Source organism: Lysobacter sp. OAE881 (assembly GCF_040546665.1).
In the GTDB taxonomy this organism is placed as follows: Bacteria; Pseudomonadota; Gammaproteobacteria; order Xanthomonadales; family Xanthomonadaceae; genus Lysobacter_J; species Lysobacter_J soli.
This window is the reverse complement of the sequence record NZ_JBEPOG010000001.1, coordinates 467,791-483,168: the sequence shown is the minus strand read 5'-3', so window position 1 is coordinate 483,168 and position 15,378 is coordinate 467,791. Positions and strand designations below refer to the sequence as shown.

Genomic DNA, 15,378 nt, shown 5'->3' with positions numbered 1-15,378 from the left:
ATAGGCTTTGGCACTTTTTTCACCAACCTAGCTGGGAGGCCTTATTTCCTGCGATGGGACCCTGCTCGCAACACGCCATGCACAGATTTATCCACAGCTCGTGTGGATAAGGACGTTTTCCCAATGCGGCCGGGCACTTGCGTGATTTTTGTCACAGATGGGGCAGCAATGCGCGGCAAGCTCATCGGCCGCTTTCGTGCCACCGGACGCCCGGTAGACTTCGCCGATGCCCGACGCCCCTCCGACCCCGCCCGCCGTCTGGCGGGTGGCCCTCCCCGTGCCGCTGCCGCGCCTGTTCGACTACCGGCCGCCGGTCGGCGAGGCGGTCGAGACGGGCGACGTTGGCCTACGGGTACGGGTGCCGTTCGGCAGCCGTGAACTCATCGGGATCGTCGTCGAAACCGGGCCCGCCGACCCCGACGCGCCCGAAGCGAAACCCGCCCTCGCCCGCCTCGACCCGGAGCCGGTCCTGGAGGGCGAGCTGCTCGAATCCCTCCACTGGCTCGCCCGCTACACCCACGCGCCGCTCGGCGAGGTGCTGGCGACGGCACTGCCGGCCTCGCTGCGCCGTGGCGAGCCGCTGCCGGATACCCACGCCTGGGCCTGGCGGCTGACCGAAGCCGGGCAGACCGGTCGCGAACGCCTGCGCGCCGGCAAACCGCGCCGGCTGGCGGACCTGCTCCACGCGGGGCCACTGGACGAAGACCGCCTGGACCTTGAGCTCGACGACTGGCGCGCCGCCGCCCGGGCGCTCGCCAGGCGCGAGCTGGCCGAACGCATCGCCATCCCGGCCGTCGCCCACGCCATCGACCCGCGCCTCGGGCCGGCGCTCCACGCCGAACAGCAGGCCGCTGTCGACGCGATCCTCGCCGCCCGTGACGGCTTCGCCGCGCTGCTGCTCGACGGCGTCACCGGCAGCGGCAAGACCGAGGTCTACCTGCACGCCATCGCCGACTGCCTGGCGCGCGGCAGGCAGGCGCTGGTGCTCGTGCCGGAGATCGGCCTGACGCCGCAGACGCTGGCGCGCTTCCGCGCGCGGCTGGGCGTGCCGGTGCATGCGCTGCATTCGGGATTGAGCGACAACGAACGCGCCCGGACCTGGACGGCCTTCGCGCGCGGCGAGGCGCGGGTCGTCGTCGGCACGCGCTCGGCGGTGTTCCTGCCGCTGCCCGAAGCCGGGCTCATCGTCATCGACGAGGAACACGACGGCAGCTTCAAGCAGTTGGATGGCATCCGCTATCACGCGCGCGATTTCGCGCTGGTGCGCGGCAAGGCGCTCGGCGTGCCGGTGCTGCTGGGCAGCGCGACGCCATCGCTCGAGTCGCTGCGCAACGCGCAGGCAGGACGCTACGAACACCTGCGCCTGCAGCAGCGCGCGGGCAATGCGCAGCCGCCGTCGGTGCGCGTGTGCGACGTGCGCAAGCGGCCGCTCGAGGCCGGGTTGTCGCCGGAGATGCTCGACACCATCGGCCACGCGCTCGACGCGGACGGCCAGGTGCTGGTCTTCAAGAATCGGCGTGGCTACGCGCCGGTGCTGCTGTGCCACGACTGCGGCTGGAGCGCGCAATGCCAGCGCTGCGACGCCCCGATGACCGTGCATGCCGGCGGCCGTCGCCTGCAATGCCATCACTGCGGCGCGAGACGCCCCGCGCCGAATGCCTGCCCCGACTGCGGCGGCCTTGCGCTGCAACCGCAGGGCGCCGGCACCGAGCGCATCGAGGAAGTGCTCGCCGCGCGGTTTCCCGACGTGCCGGTGATGCGGATCGACCGCGGCACGACGCAGCGGCGCGATGCGCTGGAGCACGCGCTGGCGAAGTTCGGCACGCAGCGCGGCATCCTCGTCGGCACGCAGATGCTGGCGAAGGGGCACGATCTTCCCAACCTGACGCTGGTGGCCGTGGTTGGCGTCGACGAAGGCCTGTTTTCGGCCGATTTCCGCGCGCCGGAGAAGCTCGCGCAGTTGCTGATCCAGGTCGCCGGCCGCGCCGGACGCGCGCAGCGCAAGGGCGAAGTGCTGCTGCAGACGCATCATCCGGGCCATCCGCTGCTGGCGACGCTGCTTGCCGGCGGCTACCACGCCTTCGCCGAAGCGGAACTCGAACAGCGCGAGATCGCGGGATTCCCGCCGTTCGCGCACATGGCGATGTTCCGCGCCGAAGCGCAGCACGTAGATGCCTGCGACGCCTTCCTGCGCATGGCACGCGAAGCGCTGCGGGACGTGCACGCGCCGCTCGACCTGCACGGCCCGCTGCCGGCACCGATGCCGCGTCGCGCCGGCTACCAGCGCATGCAGCTGCTGCTGTCCGCCGCCGATCGCCGAAGCCTGCACGCGGCGCTCGACGCCGCGCTGCCGGCCATCCATGCGTCCACCGAAGCGCGCAAGGTGCGCTGGTCGCTGGACGTGGATCCGGTGGATCTCTACTGATTCAACGCGCCGACGGCGACCGCCACACCCACGCCGCGAACACGTACAACGCCAGCGCGATCACCAGCGTCGCGCGCAGGCCGACCTCGATCGCCAGCAGCAGCGCGAGGATCGCCGCCACCACCGACGCGCAACCGTTGAGTCCCCACGCCCACGGCACGAATGCCGGCGCGCTGCGTGACAGGCGCGCAAGGCCGAGCGGAAACGGCATGCCCATCGCGAACGCCAGCGGCGCGATGCCGATGAATCCGACAAACGCGCGCCACGCCAGCGGCCAGGACGACGTCATCGCATGCGCTGCCACCAGCACGACGAACTGCCACGCGAGGCCGAGCACGATCGCGCGGACGGCCCACGCCATGCGACTGGCGAGCGCGGCGTCGTCCACCCCCGATGCCGACACCCACCGCTGGGCGTGCAGGCTGCCCAGCCCTGCGCACAGCAGCATCGCCGCAAGCCCCACGTTCGCCGCGATCCATGGATGCCCCAGCAGCAGCGTCAGGCGCGACAGCATCGCGATCTCGATCAGCAGGAACGCCAGTCCGAGCGAGACGAAGTACGCGCCGATGCGCAGCCTGGAGTGCGATGAACCGCGATCTCCGCTCCCCAGCGCGCGCAACGGCAGCAGCACGAGCACAAGCGCGAGGACGACGGCCTGCACCAGCGTGGCCACGAGCACGAGATAACCCGAATCCAGCAGCACGGCACCGCCCTGCGCGCGCAGCCGCCACAGTTCGGGCAGGCTGCGCCAGCGGAAGAAGTGCCCGAAGTACGGGCGGTCGTCGCTCACCGGCTCGATGTCGAACTGGTAAGCCCGAACGTACTCCCGCGACTGCGGCGAGAGCAGCGCCTGCACGCCGTCGTACAGCGTCGGCGGATCGAGTTGATGGAAGCGTTCCTGCGCGTCGGCACGTGCACCGGGCGCATGCACGACATCGAAGCCGCGGCGCTCGGCGAAGCGCGTCAACGCGGCCACGGCGTGCGCATCGAACGCGTGACGCGCGAACAGCCAGGTGCTCGCGTCCCAGTTGCGGATCGCCGCGACGTTGCGCGTCGGATCGCGCACGCCTCCGGCGCGCAACGCCTCCACCGCCGTCGCGAAGAGTTTCAGTTCATCGCGCGGCGGCTGCTTGCTCCACTGCGTCACCACGAGCATGCCGCGCGGCGAGAGCGTGCGCAGGTAGTCGCGCAAGGCTTCCACCGTTAGCGCGTACTGCTCGCTCGCCGACTGCACGTCCGCGCCGCCACTGGCGAAGGACTCTCCGCCGGCGAGCACGATCAGGTCGTACCGGTCGGCCGTCGCGCGTACGAATGCGCGGGGATCGGCGATGAAACTGTTCACGCGTCGATCGTCGAGCAGGCGACCCGAGTACGCGCCGAAATCGTCTCGCGCCCATCGCGCGCGCAGCGCGGACTGCTCGACCGCATCGACACGTCGTGCGCCCAGCGTGAGCGCCTGCAGTACGTCCAGTCCGCCGCCCGTGCCGAGCACCAGCACGCGATCGGGCAGTCGCAGGCGATATGGAAGCGCCGAGGTCATGTCGTCGAGCCATTGCCAGTTCGCGTGGCCGTCTTCGCGCACGATGGGCGACATCGCGTCGCCGTCGGTGTAGATGGCCAGCTGCTGCGGCAGCTCGTCCGTGTGCGACAGGCTCAAGCCCGGTGCGAATCGCAGCGGAACTCGCGTGCTTTCGACCAGCGTGAAACTTCCGTACGGATCAGCACCATGCGCGATCACGCGCGCGCCCGGCAGCAGCAGCGTCTTGCTCAAGCCCTTGAACTCGTTTGGACGCGGCGCGAAGGCCTGGGTCGGCCAGAGCATCGCCAGTGCGATGGCGACGATGATGCACGCGACGCGGAATGTCGCGCGTCGCGTCACCAGCCAAGCGGCGATCGGCCCGCATATCGCTGCAAGCAGCAGTCCGCGCTGCACGGGCAACGCACTTGCAGCCAACGCGGCGAGCGCGCCCACCGCGGCGCCGATCAGGTCCGCGCCGTACAACGCGGGAATGCGCGTGCCGTGCCGCGCGAACGCCAGGCCGAAGCAGGCCGCCGCGAAGAAGAACGGGATCGACAACGTGAGATACAGCAACGCGAGCCACAACACCTGGCGCGGATTCCACACCAGCTCCAGCCCGTTGAACGGAATGTCGCGCGCGATCAGGAGCGTCGCGGCCGCACTGATCGCGAACAGCAGCGCGCACGTCGCGAAGGCAGCGTCGAAATCGCGTGCGAGGCGCGCTTGCCGTTCGCCGCGCAGCCATAGGCTGAGCCATGTGCCACTCGCGCCGTGGCCCAGCAACGCGAGGCTGATGATCATCACCGCGAAGGGATGCCAGTGCGCGATGGCCAGCCACCGCATGAGCAACAACTGCCATGCCAGCGCGGCGGCGGAGACGAGCGCGATCGCGACCGGCAGCGCGGCAGCGTGCGTCGCGCTCGATGTTTCGCGCGCCGATGACGCGTGTTCGACCGCGTCCGGGTCGGCCACGCTCACGGCCCACCCGTCAGCGGCACGAACCGGACCGGCAACACCTGGCGCGTACGCACGCGGCCGTCGGCGTCCTTCTCCACCAGCAGCAGCGTCTGCGTGAAGAAGCTGCTGCCGACGGGGATCACCATGCGCCCGCCCGGCTTCAGCTGCGCCACCAGCGGCGGCGGGATCGACGATGCCGCCGCGGTGACGACGATCGCATCGAACGGCGCGTGCTCCTTCCAGCCGTAGTAACCGTCGCCAATCCGCGCCTGCACGTTGGAATAGCGACGAAGGCGCAGCGCCGCCTGTTTCGCGAGCGGTTCGACGATCTCGATCGTGTAGACCTTCGCCTGCGCTTCGGCGAGCACCGCGGCCTGGTAGCCCGAGCCGGTGCCGATTTCCAGGATCTTCTGCCCCGCACGCGGCGCCGCCAGCGTCGTCATCAGCGCGACGATGTACGGCTGCGAGATCGTCTGGCCATGGCCGATGCCGAGCGGCCGGTTCTCGTAGGCGTTGCCGCGCTCGGAGGCGGGCACGTACTCGTGGCGCGGCACGCGCGCGAGGATCGACAACACGGCGGGGGCGAGTTGCCTCGCGGTTCCGGCGTCGTCGCGCGACTGCGCGCGCAACTCGGCGATCAGCGCGGCGCGCGGTGTCGCGTAAACATCGCCGCGTGGCTGCGTCTGTCGCGCAGCGGCCCCGAGCGGCAGGGTGAGGCCGGGCGACAGCACGATCGCCTCCACGATCGCGCGACGATGCAGGAAGCCTGCACGGGCGTCGGCGCCGGACATGCCGGCGAGTTTAGGCCCGCCGGCGTTATGGTCCGGGCAACGGAACGGCTAGCCGGCGGTCTTCTTCGTCGCCTTCTTTGCCGCTTTCTTCGTACCGCCCCTGGGCGGGTTGCGGACCCAGATGTTCAGGTTCTCGCGGCGGCTCTCGAACAGGCCGATGGCCTCGACCAGGTCGCTGAGTTTCCCGTAGCCGTAGTTGCGCGGATCAAACGAGGCCTGGTTGCCGATCTGGCTGCCCACCGTGCTCAGGCGCGCCCAGCCGTCCTCGTCGCTGGCCGCTTCCACCGCGCTGCGCAGCATCTGCAGCAGGCGTGTGTCGTTGCGGAGCTCCTGCGAGGTCTTCGGCCGGGTCGCCGCGGCGCTGTCGGGCAGCGCCTCGCCGCCGAGCGCTTCCAGGTAGGTGAACTTCGAGCACGCATTGCGGAAGGCCTCCGGCGTTTTCTTCTCGCCGAAGCCGTAGACCTTCATGCCGTCGGTCAGCAGGCGCATCACCAGCGGCGTGAAGTCGGCATCGCTGGAGACGATGGCGAAGCCGTCCAGGTTGCGCGCATACAGCAGGTCCATCGCGTCGATGACCATCGCCATGTCGGAGGCGTTCTTGCCGGTGCTGTAGGCGAACTGCTGCATGGGCCGGATCGCGTACTCGTGCAGCGTCGCTTCCCAGCCTTTCAGGTGCGGGCTCTTCCAGTTGCCGTAGGCGCGCCGGACGTTGGCGATGCCGTGGCGGGCGACCTCGGCCAGGATGACGTCGATCTTCGCGGCGGGCGCGTTGTCGGCGTCGATGAGCAGGGCGATGCGGCGCTCGGGTTCGGACATGGCGGCTCCGGAAGCGGCTCTCGGCAGGTTTGCCGAGCCTAGCGCAGGCGACCCGCGCGGGGATGACGACCGCTGGGCGCCGACGTGCGAGCCCCGGTTAGCGCTACCCCGTACACGCCCAATCCCCCACAATGGGGCGGCATTCACGACGAAACCGACGAACCCCACATGACCAGCCAGCTCGAACAACTCCGCGCCTATTCGGCGGTCGTCGCCGACACGGGCGACATCGACGCCATCGCACGTTTCCACCCGCTCGACGCCACGACCAACCCGTCGCTGCTGCTCAAGGCCGCCTCGCTGCCGCGCTACGCGCCGCTGATCGATTCGGCGATCTCGCAGGCCCGCGGTACCGACCTCACCGCGCGCGTGGCCGACGCCGCCGACCTGCTCGCCGTCACGGTGGGCGTGGAAATCCTCAAGCTCATCCCGGGCCGCGTCTCCACCGAAGTGGACGCGCGCCACAGCTTCGACACGCAGGCCACGCTCGCGCAGGCGCGCAAGCTGGTCGCGCTGTACGAACAGGTCGGCATCGGTCGCGAGCGGCTGCTGATCAAGATCGCCTCGACGTGGGAAGGCATCCGCGCCGCCGAGCAGCTCGAGCGCGAAGGCGTCAACTGCAACCTCACCCTGCTGTTCTCCTTCGCCCAGGCCGTGGCGTGTGCGGAAGCGGGCGTGTTCCTGATCTCGCCGTTCGTGGGCCGCATTCTCGACTGGCACCTGGCCAACGGCGCCGAGAAGCCGGCGACGCCGCAGGACGACCCGGGCGTGCAGTCGGTCACGCGCATCTGGCACCACTACAAGCGCCACGGCTTCAATACCGTCGTGATGGGCGCGAGCTTCCGCAACACCGGGCAGGTGCTGGCGCTGGCCGGTTGCGATCGCCTGACGATCTCGCCGGACCTGCTGCAGGCGCTGGCCGAAGGCACCGGCGACGTGCCGCGTGCGCTGGTCGACACCGGCGAACGCGCGCCGGCTCCCGCCCGCATGGACGAGCCCGTCTTCCGCTGGGAGCACAACGAGGACGCGATGGCGACCGACAAGCTCGCCGACGGCATCCGCAAGTTCGCCGCCGACCAGCGCAAGCTGGAGGCGATGCTGGCGGCGCGACTGGGGTAAGCAGGTCCGCCTGCAGCCTGCGTTGCAACGAAGCCCGGCATTGGCCGGGCTTCTTGTTTTTGCGGACGCGTCAACGCGCGATTCCACCGCTTGGGGCAGACTATGCGCATGGATGCCACCGCCCCGATGACACCCACCCAGCGCCTGCGCAGCATCTTCAGCGGCTCGGTCGGCAACCTGGTCGAGTGGTACGACTGGTACGCCTACTCCGCCTTCGCGATCTATTTCGCGCCGCACTTCTTCCCCAAGGGCGACACCACGGCGCAGCTGCTCGACACCGCGGCGGTGTTCGCAGTCGGCTTCCTGATGCGTCCCGTCGGCGGCTGGCTAATGGGTCTCTATGCCGATCGCCATGGCCGCAAAGCCGCATTGATGCTGTCCGTGCTGCTGATGTGCGCCGGGTCGCTGCTGATCGCGGTGGCGCCCGGCTACGAGCGCATCGGCATCGCGGCGCCCGCGCTGCTGGTGTTCGCGCGATTGCTGCAAGGCCTGAGCGTCGGCGGGGAATACGGCACATCGGCGACGTATCTGAGTGAGATGGCCCAGTCGAAACATCGCGGCTTCTGGTCGAGCTTCCAGTACGTGACGCTCGTGATGGGCCAGCTGCTCGCGCTTGCGCTTCTGGTCCTGTTGCAGCGCGCGTTGCTCACCGAAGAACAACTGCACGACTGGGGCTGGCGCATTCCGTTCGTGGTCGGCGCGCTGTGCGCGGTGACGGCGCTGTGGCTGCGGCGCGGCATGCAGGAAACCGAATCCTTCGCCGCCGCCCGCACGCGCGACACGAAACAGCGCGGGAGCCTGCGCGTGCTGATGCAGCATCCGCGCGAAGTGCTCACGGTGATCGGCCTGACCATGGGCGGCACGCTGTCGTTCTACACGTTCACGACGTATCCGCAGAAATTCCTGGTGAACACCGGCGGTTTCAGCAAGGCTGACGCGACGCTGATTTCCGCAGTGTCGCTGTTCGTGTTCATGCTGCTGCAGCCGATCGTGGGCGCGCTGTCCGACCGCACCGGACGCCGGCCCATCCTGATCGCCTTCGGCGTCCTCGGCACGCTGTTCACCTACACCATCCTGAGCGGCATCGCCGCGTCGCGCACGGTGATGGATGCGTTCGTGTGGGTGATGTCGGGCCTGCTGATCGTCAGCGGTTACACCTCGATCAACGCGGTGGTGAAGGCCGAACTCTTCCCCGCGCACATCCGCGCGCTCGGCGTCGGGCTGCCGTACGCGCTGACCGTATCGGTGTTCGGCGGCACGGCCGAGTACATCGCGCTGTGGTTCAAGCAGATCGGCCACGAATCGTGGTTCTACGTCTACGTGACCGCGTGCGTCGCAGTCTCGCTGGGCGTGTATGCGCTGATGCGCGACACGAAGCTGCATTCGCGCATCGATCGCGACCACGACATTCCTAACGCCGGAGAACACGCATGACCTCGCCCGATCCGCGCCCGCACGTGATCATCGTCGGCGGCGGATTCGGTGGCCTGTGGGCGACGCGCGCGCTCGCCGGCAGCGACGTGCGCATCACACTCATCGATCGCCGCAACCACCACCTCTTCCAGCCGTTGCTGTACCAGGTCGCGACCGCGGGCTTGTCGTCGCCGGACATCGCCGCGCCGCTGCGCCACATCCTGCGCAACCAGCGCAATGTCGAAGTGCGGCTGGGCGAAGTGGTCGGCATCGACACGCATGCGCGCACAGTGTCGCTGGCCGATGGCGACGCGATGTCGTACGACTATCTGTTGCTCGCGAGCGGCGCCACGCACGCGTACTTCGGGCACGACGAATGGAGCGCCGACGCACCCGGGCTCAAGACGCTGGACGATGCGCTGGCGATCCGTCGCCGCCTGTTGCTCGCGTTCGAACGCGCTGAAGCCTGCGACGATCCCGCCGAACGCGATGCATGGCTGAACTTCGCCGTTGTCGGCGGCGGTCCGACGGGCGTGGAACTTGCCGGAACGCTCGCCGAGATCGCGCGCCACACGCTCACGCGCGAATTCCGCAACATCGATCCGTCGCACGCACGCGTGCGCTTGATCGAGGCCGGGCCGCGCGTGCTGGCGTCGTTCCCCGAATCGCTGTCGGAGAAGGCGCGCCGGCAGTTGCAGAAACTCGGCGTCGAGGTCGTCACCGGCACGCCGGTCAACGCCATCGACGCGAACGGTTACACGCTTGGCGACACCTTCGTGCCGTCGCGCACGGTGCTGTGGGCAGCGGGTGTCGCCGCGTCGCCGCTGGGCGCGCTGCTGGGCGTTCCGCGCGATCGGGCGGGCCGCGTGCCGGTCGAAGCCGACCTGAGCGTGCCCGGGCACCCGGAAATATTCGTCGCCGGCGACCTCGCCAGCGTGCAGCAGGACGGCAAGCCCGTGCCCGGCGTCGCGCCGGCGGCGAAGCAGATGGGCGCGCACGTGGCGGCGGCGATCAAGGCGCGGCTTGCCGGCAAGCCGACGCCCGCGTTCCGCTATCGCGACTTCGGCAACCTCGCGACGATCGGCCGCATGGCGGCCGTCGTCGACCTGCATGGCTTCAAGATCTCGGGCCTGCTCGCGTGGTGGTTCTGGCTCGCCGCGCACGTGTTCTTCCTGATCGGCTTCCGCAACCGCCTGATCGTGCTGCTCAACTGGGCATGGTCATACTGGAGCTACCAGCGGCACGCGCGGATCATCCTGGGTCGCGATCCACCGCGCGGAGCGGTCAGTCCGCGCGAGTGACGCGGCACGCGTAGCAGCCGTAGCGCGCGAAGTGCACGTGCAGTGTGTCGACGTCTGCTCGGGCGAGGAACTTCGCGACGAGCGTTTCGATCTCCTTGCCTTCGACCACGTCGGCGATGCGCATCAGGCCGTCGCCGTACGCACGGACCGACAGCAGGCGGCGGCGCAGCTGGTCCGGCACTTCGCCGGCGTCGAAGGCCGCGTCAGTGGCGGCTTCGCGAACGAAGATCGGACCCGATGCGCGATACGGTGTCGCCACGGCGTGGTGTTCGTACGGCAGCAGGAGCAGGCGCTCGCCGGGCTCGGCATCGCGCAGGCTCACGCGACACGGGAACGAATGCGCTTCGTCGGCGACGACGGAACGGATGTCGCGCGTTGCGAGCGCGTCGTCGGACAACGCGAACAAGGGCTGGAACTGCGCGGCTGGCAGCGCGTGGATGCGGAACATGGCAGGGCTCCCGGTGGATGCGGCCATGTTCGGCGCATCGCGCGGGGCTCGATATCCGATCCTTGTGGCGAGCAACGCTTGCCAGCGCGGAAAAGAAAACGGCCCGGTTTCCCGGGCCGTTTCGATGCATCGAATCGCTGGAGGCTTACGCCGCGAACAGCGCGCGCATCTTCTTCAGCGCGTTGGCTTCGATCTGGCGGATGCGCTCGGCGCTGACGCCGTATTCGTCGGCCAGTTCCTGCAGCGTGATCTTGCTTTCCGAATCCAGCCAGCGGCGCTTGACGATGTCGCGCGAGCGCTGGTCCAGACCCGACAGGCCTTCGCGCAGCAGGGCGAGGTGGTTGTCTTCCTCGTCCTCACGCTCGTAGGTCTGCGACGGATCCTCGGCATCGGTACGCAGGTACGCGACCGGCGACGGCGGAGCGTTGTCGTCGTCATCGTCCGGCGCATCGAAGCCGATGTCGCGGCCCGACAGGCGCGATTCCATCTCCAGCACTTCGCGCTCGGACACGTTGAGGTCCTGGGCGACGGCGCGGACTTCCTCTGCGTTCATCCAGCCCAGGCGGGTCTTGGACTTGCGCAGGTTGAAGAACAGCTTGCGCTGCGCCTTGGTCGTGGCGACCTTCACGATGCGCCAGTTCTTCAGGATGAACTCGTGCATCTCGGCACGGATCCAGTGCACGGCGAAGGACACCAGGCGCACGCCCTGGTCGGGGTCGAAGCGCTTGACCGCCTTCATCAGGCCGATGTTGCCTTCCTGGATAAGGTCGCCCAGCTGCAGGCCGTAGCCGTTGTAGCCACGCGCGACGTGCACCACGAAGCGCAGGTGCGAATGCACCAGCTCGCGGGCGGCATCGAGGTCCTCGCCGTCGCGGAATCGACGCGCCAGCGCCTGCTCGTCTTCCGCGGTGAGCACCGGGATGCGGTGCACGGCGTTGACGTAGGCGTCCAGCGAACCGAGCGCACTCGGCACCGGAAGGTTGTTGGAGACCAGCGGGAGGGTGAGCGTGTTCTGGGTCATGGGGGTCATCTTAGCAGTCGAAATAGGGCTCTGCTAAAGGTCGAAAGGGCCTCAGTGTTTCATGGGTGGGACAAACCCCGGACGGGCTCAATCGTCGAGCGCGCGCCATGCAAGGCTTGCAAATCAATCACTTGGTGCGTGAGCGGAGTGTCTGGATTGCATGACCGGAACGTTCCCGCGCACCGGTTCATAGACCCGAACAAGCCTCGGAAGTTCATTGGGCCGAAATCGTTTTCCGCAAGACCGATGAGGCCGCCCAGCCGGCGTTCAGGGGGTCAGGGCAGCGCGCCCGGGCAAGGACCAGTCGATGGGCGTCTTGCCGTGGCGGACGAGGTACTCGTTGGCGGCCGAGAAATGGCCGGAGCCGATGAAGCCCCGGTAGGCCGACAGGGGCGAGGGGTGCGGCGCCTTCAGCACCCTGTGCCGGCGCGGGTCGATGACCTTGCCCTTGGCCTGCGCGTAGCTGCCCCAGAGCATGAAGACCAGGCTTTCGCGCTCGCGGTTGAGCACGTCGACGACGTGGTCGGTAAAGCCTTCCCAGCCCTTGCCCTGATGCGCCCCGGCGCGCCCTTCCTCGACGGTCAACACGGCGTTGAGCATCAGCACGCCCTGCCGCGCCCACGGCAACAGACAGCCGTGGTCCGGGCGGGCGACGCCGAGGTCGCGCTCGATTTCCTTGAAGATGTTGTCCAGCGACGGCGGTACGGGCACGCCCGGCTGCACGGAGAAGCACAGCCCGTGGGCCTGCCCGGCCCCGTGGTACGGGTCCTGCCCGAGGATCACGACCTTCACCTGGTCGAACGGCGTGGCGTCGAAGGCGGCGAAGATGTTCGGCCCCGGCGGGAAGATCCGCGCGCCGGCGGCCTTGCGGTCGCGCAGGAAGCCCGACAGCTGCTGCATGTCGGGACGTTGCAGGTAGTCGCCGACTTTCGCCTTCCATGACGGGTCCAGCCGGATGCGATCGCCGCTGTCCGCCGCGTCGTTCATGCGTCCAGCGTCGTCGGCTCGGGCAGCCGCGCCAGCCGCAGCTGGAACAGCGTCTTGGTGACCAGCAGGCGCTCCTCGATCGGCTTGAGCACCAGGTCGTTGGCGCCCGCACGGATCAGCGCGCTCTGGTTGTCGGCATTGCCGTCGCCGGTCATCACCAGCACCGGCAGCCGGCGCTTGCCGTAGCCGAAGTCCTCGCGCAGCCGGGCGAGCAGGTCATTGCCGCTCAGTGCGCCCTTCAGGTAGACGTCGGTCAGCACGAGGTCGCAGCCGACGTCGTCCTGCCCACGGCGCGCTTCAAGGAATTCCAGCGCCTCTTCCACGCCGACGAAGTGCAGCACCGTCAGGCCATGGCGTTCGAGCATGCGCTTGGTCGCCAGCGCGACGACCTTGCTGTCTTCGACGTAGAGGACGCGCGCACCCGGAATGGGTTGGGGCTGCACGTAGCCACGGATGAACGCGGCCAGCGCGGTGTGGCCCAGCGCCTTGTCGAAGTAGTCGGTGACGTCTTCGGTGAAACGGCGCGATTCCAGGTGCGACTGCGCATCGCCGGAGACGACGATGATCGGCACGTACGCCTGCCCCGCCGATTCGCGAACGGCGCGCGCCAGCGCGATGCCGTCGCCGTCGGGCAGCACGAGCGACGTGGTGACCAGGTCGACCGCGCCACTGGCGAGCGCGGCACGCGCTTCGGCGATACCGGCGCAGGGCACGACGACGGCGTCGCTCAGCTCGCGCGTCAGCACGTCGCCGATGAGCTTGCGCACCAGCTTGGAGCCGTCGACCACCATGATCCGGGGCGCGGCGTTGGCGAGATGGCGAAGGTCCTGGCTCATGTCGTCGGGCGCGTCTGGCGCAGGTAGTGGCCGGCGACAAGGCCGGCGCCGATCCAGCCGAGCACGCCCGAGCCGATCACGATGGCGACGGCGTCGAGCAGGTCGAAGCCGTGCAGCGCGAACTGGCTTCCGTAACTCTGCGCGAGCGCGGCGAGCGGTTCGCGCAGCGCGCGGTCGGCGGCGGTCAGCAGGCCGAGCGCGATCAGGCCTGCGGCCAGTCCATAGCTCAAGCCCAGGTACAGGAACGGGCGGCGGATGAAGCCGTCGGTGGCGCCGAGCTGCTGCAGCACCGCGATTTCATCGCGACGCGACTGGATGTCGAGCCGGACGGTATTGCCGACCACGAGCAGCGCGCCCACGCCGAGCAGCGCCGCCAGCACCCATGCCAGCCGCACGCCGAAGCGCAGCCACTGGTCCAGGCGCTGGCGCCATGCGGCGTCGTGCTGTACGACGTCGACATCCGGCAACGTGCGCAGCGATTCGGCGAGCGTCGTCTCGTCGCCCTTCGGCGTCACGACCAGCACGCTCGGCAGGGGATTGCCGTCCACCGCGCTGATCGCCTCGCCCAGGCCGCTGCTGCGGCGCAGTTCTTCCATGCCCTGCTCGGGCGTGCGCAGGTCGAGCGTGGCGATGTCGCCGCGACCGCGGAGCTGCTCGGCCAGCGCGCGGGCGCGATCGACCGTCACCTGCGGCTTCAGGAACAGGCTGATCTGCCGCGACTGTTCCACCGTTCCGGTGAAGCGTTCGACGTTGCCGAGCGCGGCCCACAGCCCGAGCGGCAGCGTGATCGCGACCGCCATCACGCCGATGGTCAGCGCGGTCGCCCACGGCTTGCGCAGCATGCGGCCGACGCTGGCGACGAGGCTGTAGACGTGATGGTCGAACCACGTGCCAAGACGCGAGTTCGGACGCGCCGGGCGGGTCGAGGCATTGGCGGTCGGCGCGCTCACTGGGCGAGGTCCTGTGGCGAGATGTCGTCGACCAGGCGACCCTGATTGAGCACAAGCACGCGCTTCTTCATGCGCTTGACCAGCGCGAGGTCGTGGCTGGCGACGAGCACGCTGGTGCCGAGTTCCGGCAGCGATTCGAACAGCGCCATGATCTCGGCCGACAGCGTGGGATCGAGGTTGCCGGTAGGTTCGTCGGCGACCAGCAGGCGCGGTTCGCCGACGATCGCACGGGCGATGCCGACGCGCTGCTGTTCACCGGCCGACAGCTGCGACGGCAGTGCGTTGGCGCGGGCGCCGAGCGAGACCTTGTCGAGCACCGCGCGCACGCGCTTGCCGATGTCGGCGCGACGCATGCCGCGCAGGATCAGCGGCAACGCGACGTTGTCGGCGACGCTGCGGTCGCCGAGCAGGCGATGGTCCTGGAACACCACGCCGACCTCACGCCGATGCAGCGCGATGCGGCGGCCACGTACCTTCAGCAGGTTGCGGTCGCCGAAGACGACGGCGCCGCGGCTGGGGCGTTCGGAAAGATGGATCAGCTTGAGCAGCGTGCTCTTGCCCGCGCCCGAATGACCGGTGACGAACAGCATTTCGCCCTGCGCGACGTCGAAGCTCACTTCGCTCAACGCGTCGTGGCCGCCGTCGTACCGCTTGCTGACGTTGTCGAAGCGCAGGACGCTCATCGCTCACCGTGTACCCACTCGTGCCGCCCAGTATCGGCGGCACGGGCGGCGCTGGCTAGGGCGAAATCCGCGGCAGGCGCGCAAACCGCGACGCGGTTCGCGAGGCTGGCGC

13 protein-coding genes are annotated in these 15,378 nt (G+C 69.1%); 4 read left to right on the top strand and 9 right to left on the bottom strand.

Annotated features, from left to right (window positions below; all coding sequences use genetic code 11):
* Positions 1-226: 226 nt before the first annotated feature.
* Positions 227-2,425 (top strand): primosomal protein N', encoded by a 2,199-nt coding sequence (locus ABIE51_RS02145; protein ID WP_192632051.1) that lies wholly within the window; start codon positions 227-229, stop codon positions 2,423-2,425.
* A gap of 1 nt (position 2,426) precedes the next feature.
* Here the strand turns inward: ABIE51_RS02145 and ABIE51_RS02140 are convergent, their stop codons facing one another.
* The 3 genes from ABIE51_RS02140 to ABIE51_RS02130 are packed head-to-tail and all read right to left on the bottom strand — an operon-like array spanning position 2,427 to position 6,508.
* Complete coding sequence (locus ABIE51_RS02140; protein ID WP_192632050.1) at positions 2,427-4,922, bottom strand: SAM-dependent methyltransferase; 2,496 nt, start codon at positions 4,920-4,922, stop codon at positions 2,427-2,429.
* Positions 4,919-5,692: a protein-L-isoaspartate(D-aspartate) O-methyltransferase gene (locus ABIE51_RS02135; protein WP_192632049.1), complete on the bottom strand. Its 774-nt coding sequence runs from the start codon at positions 5,690-5,692 to the stop codon at positions 4,919-4,921. Before ABIE51_RS02135 ends, ABIE51_RS02140 begins: the two co-directional genes overlap by 4 nt.
* Before the next feature lie 48 nt (positions 5,693-5,740).
* Positions 5,741-6,508, bottom strand: coding sequence for an NYN domain-containing protein (locus tag ABIE51_RS02130; RefSeq protein ID WP_192632048.1), 768 nt, complete (start codon positions 6,506-6,508; stop codon positions 5,741-5,743).
* A 168-nt stretch (positions 6,509-6,676) separates the two neighbouring features.
* On the opposite strand from ABIE51_RS02130, the gene tal reads away from it, so the two are divergent.
* From tal to ABIE51_RS02115, 3 genes are all read left to right on the top strand, one after another.
* Entirely contained in the window at positions 6,677-7,627 is a 951-nt protein-coding gene (gene tal, locus ABIE51_RS02125) for a transaldolase (RefSeq protein ID WP_115842687.1), read from the top strand.
* Positions 7,628-7,735: 108 nt separating this feature from the next.
* Positions 7,736-9,061, top strand: coding sequence for an MFS transporter (locus ABIE51_RS02120; RefSeq protein ID WP_354503287.1), 1,326 nt, complete (start codon positions 7,736-7,738; stop codon positions 9,059-9,061).
* Positions 9,058-10,341, top strand: a complete 1,284-nt coding sequence (locus ABIE51_RS02115; protein ID WP_192632046.1) for an NAD(P)/FAD-dependent oxidoreductase — start codon at positions 9,058-9,060, stop codon at positions 10,339-10,341. The genes ABIE51_RS02120 and ABIE51_RS02115 overlap by 4 nt, the downstream gene beginning before the upstream one ends.
* Here ABIE51_RS02115 and ABIE51_RS02110 read toward each other — a convergent pair.
* The 6 genes from ABIE51_RS02110 to ftsE form a co-directional block, all read right to left on the bottom strand.
* Positions 10,325-10,789 (bottom strand): DUF1203 domain-containing protein, encoded by a 465-nt coding sequence (locus ABIE51_RS02110; RefSeq protein WP_192632045.1) that lies wholly within the window; start codon positions 10,787-10,789, stop codon positions 10,325-10,327. The genes ABIE51_RS02115 and ABIE51_RS02110 overlap by 17 nt on opposite strands.
* Positions 10,790-10,934: 145 nt before the next feature.
* Positions 10,935-11,810: an RNA polymerase sigma factor RpoH gene (gene rpoH / locus ABIE51_RS02105; protein WP_115842691.1), complete on the bottom strand. Its 876-nt coding sequence runs from the start codon at positions 11,808-11,810 to the stop codon at positions 10,935-10,937.
* 267 nt (positions 11,811-12,077) lie between these two features.
* Entirely contained in the window at positions 12,078-12,797 is a 720-nt protein-coding gene (gene ung / locus ABIE51_RS02100; RefSeq protein WP_192632044.1) for a uracil-DNA glycosylase, read from the bottom strand.
* The gene (locus ABIE51_RS02095) at positions 12,794-13,633 is read right to left on the bottom strand and encodes a response regulator (protein ID WP_115842693.1); all 840 of its coding nucleotides are present in this window, start codon (positions 13,631-13,633) and stop codon (positions 12,794-12,796) included. Before ABIE51_RS02095 ends, ung begins: the two co-directional genes overlap by 4 nt.
* On the bottom strand, positions 13,630-14,583 hold the full coding sequence (ftsX, locus tag ABIE51_RS02090; protein ID WP_232338497.1) for a permease-like cell division protein FtsX: 954 nt from the start codon (positions 14,581-14,583) through the stop codon (positions 13,630-13,632). The genes ABIE51_RS02095 and ftsX overlap by 4 nt, the downstream gene beginning before the upstream one ends.
* Positions 14,580-15,266, bottom strand: a complete 687-nt coding sequence (gene ftsE, locus ABIE51_RS02085; RefSeq protein WP_115842694.1) for a cell division ATP-binding protein FtsE — start codon at positions 15,264-15,266, stop codon at positions 14,580-14,582. Before ftsE ends, ftsX begins: the two co-directional genes overlap by 4 nt.
* Positions 15,267-15,378: the final 112 nt, after the last annotated feature.

What these genes read in the sequence shown, in the direction of transcription:
- ABIE51_RS02145 (WP_192632051.1), top strand. Translation starts at nt 227, where the DNA reads ATGCCCGACGCCCCTCCGACCCCGCCCGCCGTCTGGCGGGTGGCCCTC.
- ABIE51_RS02135 (WP_192632049.1), bottom strand. Translation starts at nt 5,692, where the DNA reads ATGTCCGGCGCCGACGCCCGTGCAGGCTTCCTGCATCGTCGCGCGATC.
- ABIE51_RS02130 (WP_192632048.1), bottom strand. Translation starts at nt 6,508, where the DNA reads ATGTCCGAACCCGAGCGCCGCATCGCCCTGCTCATCGACGCCGACAAC.
- tal (WP_115842687.1), top strand. Translation starts at nt 6,677, where the DNA reads ATGACCAGCCAGCTCGAACAACTCCGCGCCTATTCGGCGGTCGTCGCC.
- ABIE51_RS02120 (WP_354503287.1), top strand. Translation starts at nt 7,736, where the DNA reads ATGGATGCCACCGCCCCGATGACACCCACCCAGCGCCTGCGCAGCATC.
- ABIE51_RS02115 (WP_192632046.1), top strand. Translation starts at nt 9,058, where the DNA reads ATGACCTCGCCCGATCCGCGCCCGCACGTGATCATCGTCGGCGGCGGA.
- ABIE51_RS02110 (WP_192632045.1), bottom strand. Translation starts at nt 10,789, where the DNA reads ATGTTCCGCATCCACGCGCTGCCAGCCGCGCAGTTCCAGCCCTTGTTC.
- rpoH (WP_115842691.1), bottom strand. Translation starts at nt 11,810, where the DNA reads ATGACCCAGAACACGCTCACCCTCCCGCTGGTCTCCAACAACCTTCCG.
- ung (WP_192632044.1), bottom strand. Translation starts at nt 12,797, where the DNA reads ATGAACGACGCGGCGGACAGCGGCGATCGCATCCGGCTGGACCCGTCA.
- ABIE51_RS02095 (WP_115842693.1), bottom strand. Translation starts at nt 13,633, where the DNA reads ATGAGCCAGGACCTTCGCCATCTCGCCAACGCCGCGCCCCGGATCATG.
- ftsE (WP_115842694.1), bottom strand. Translation starts at nt 15,266, where the DNA reads ATGAGCGTCCTGCGCTTCGACAACGTCAGCAAGCGGTACGACGGCGGC.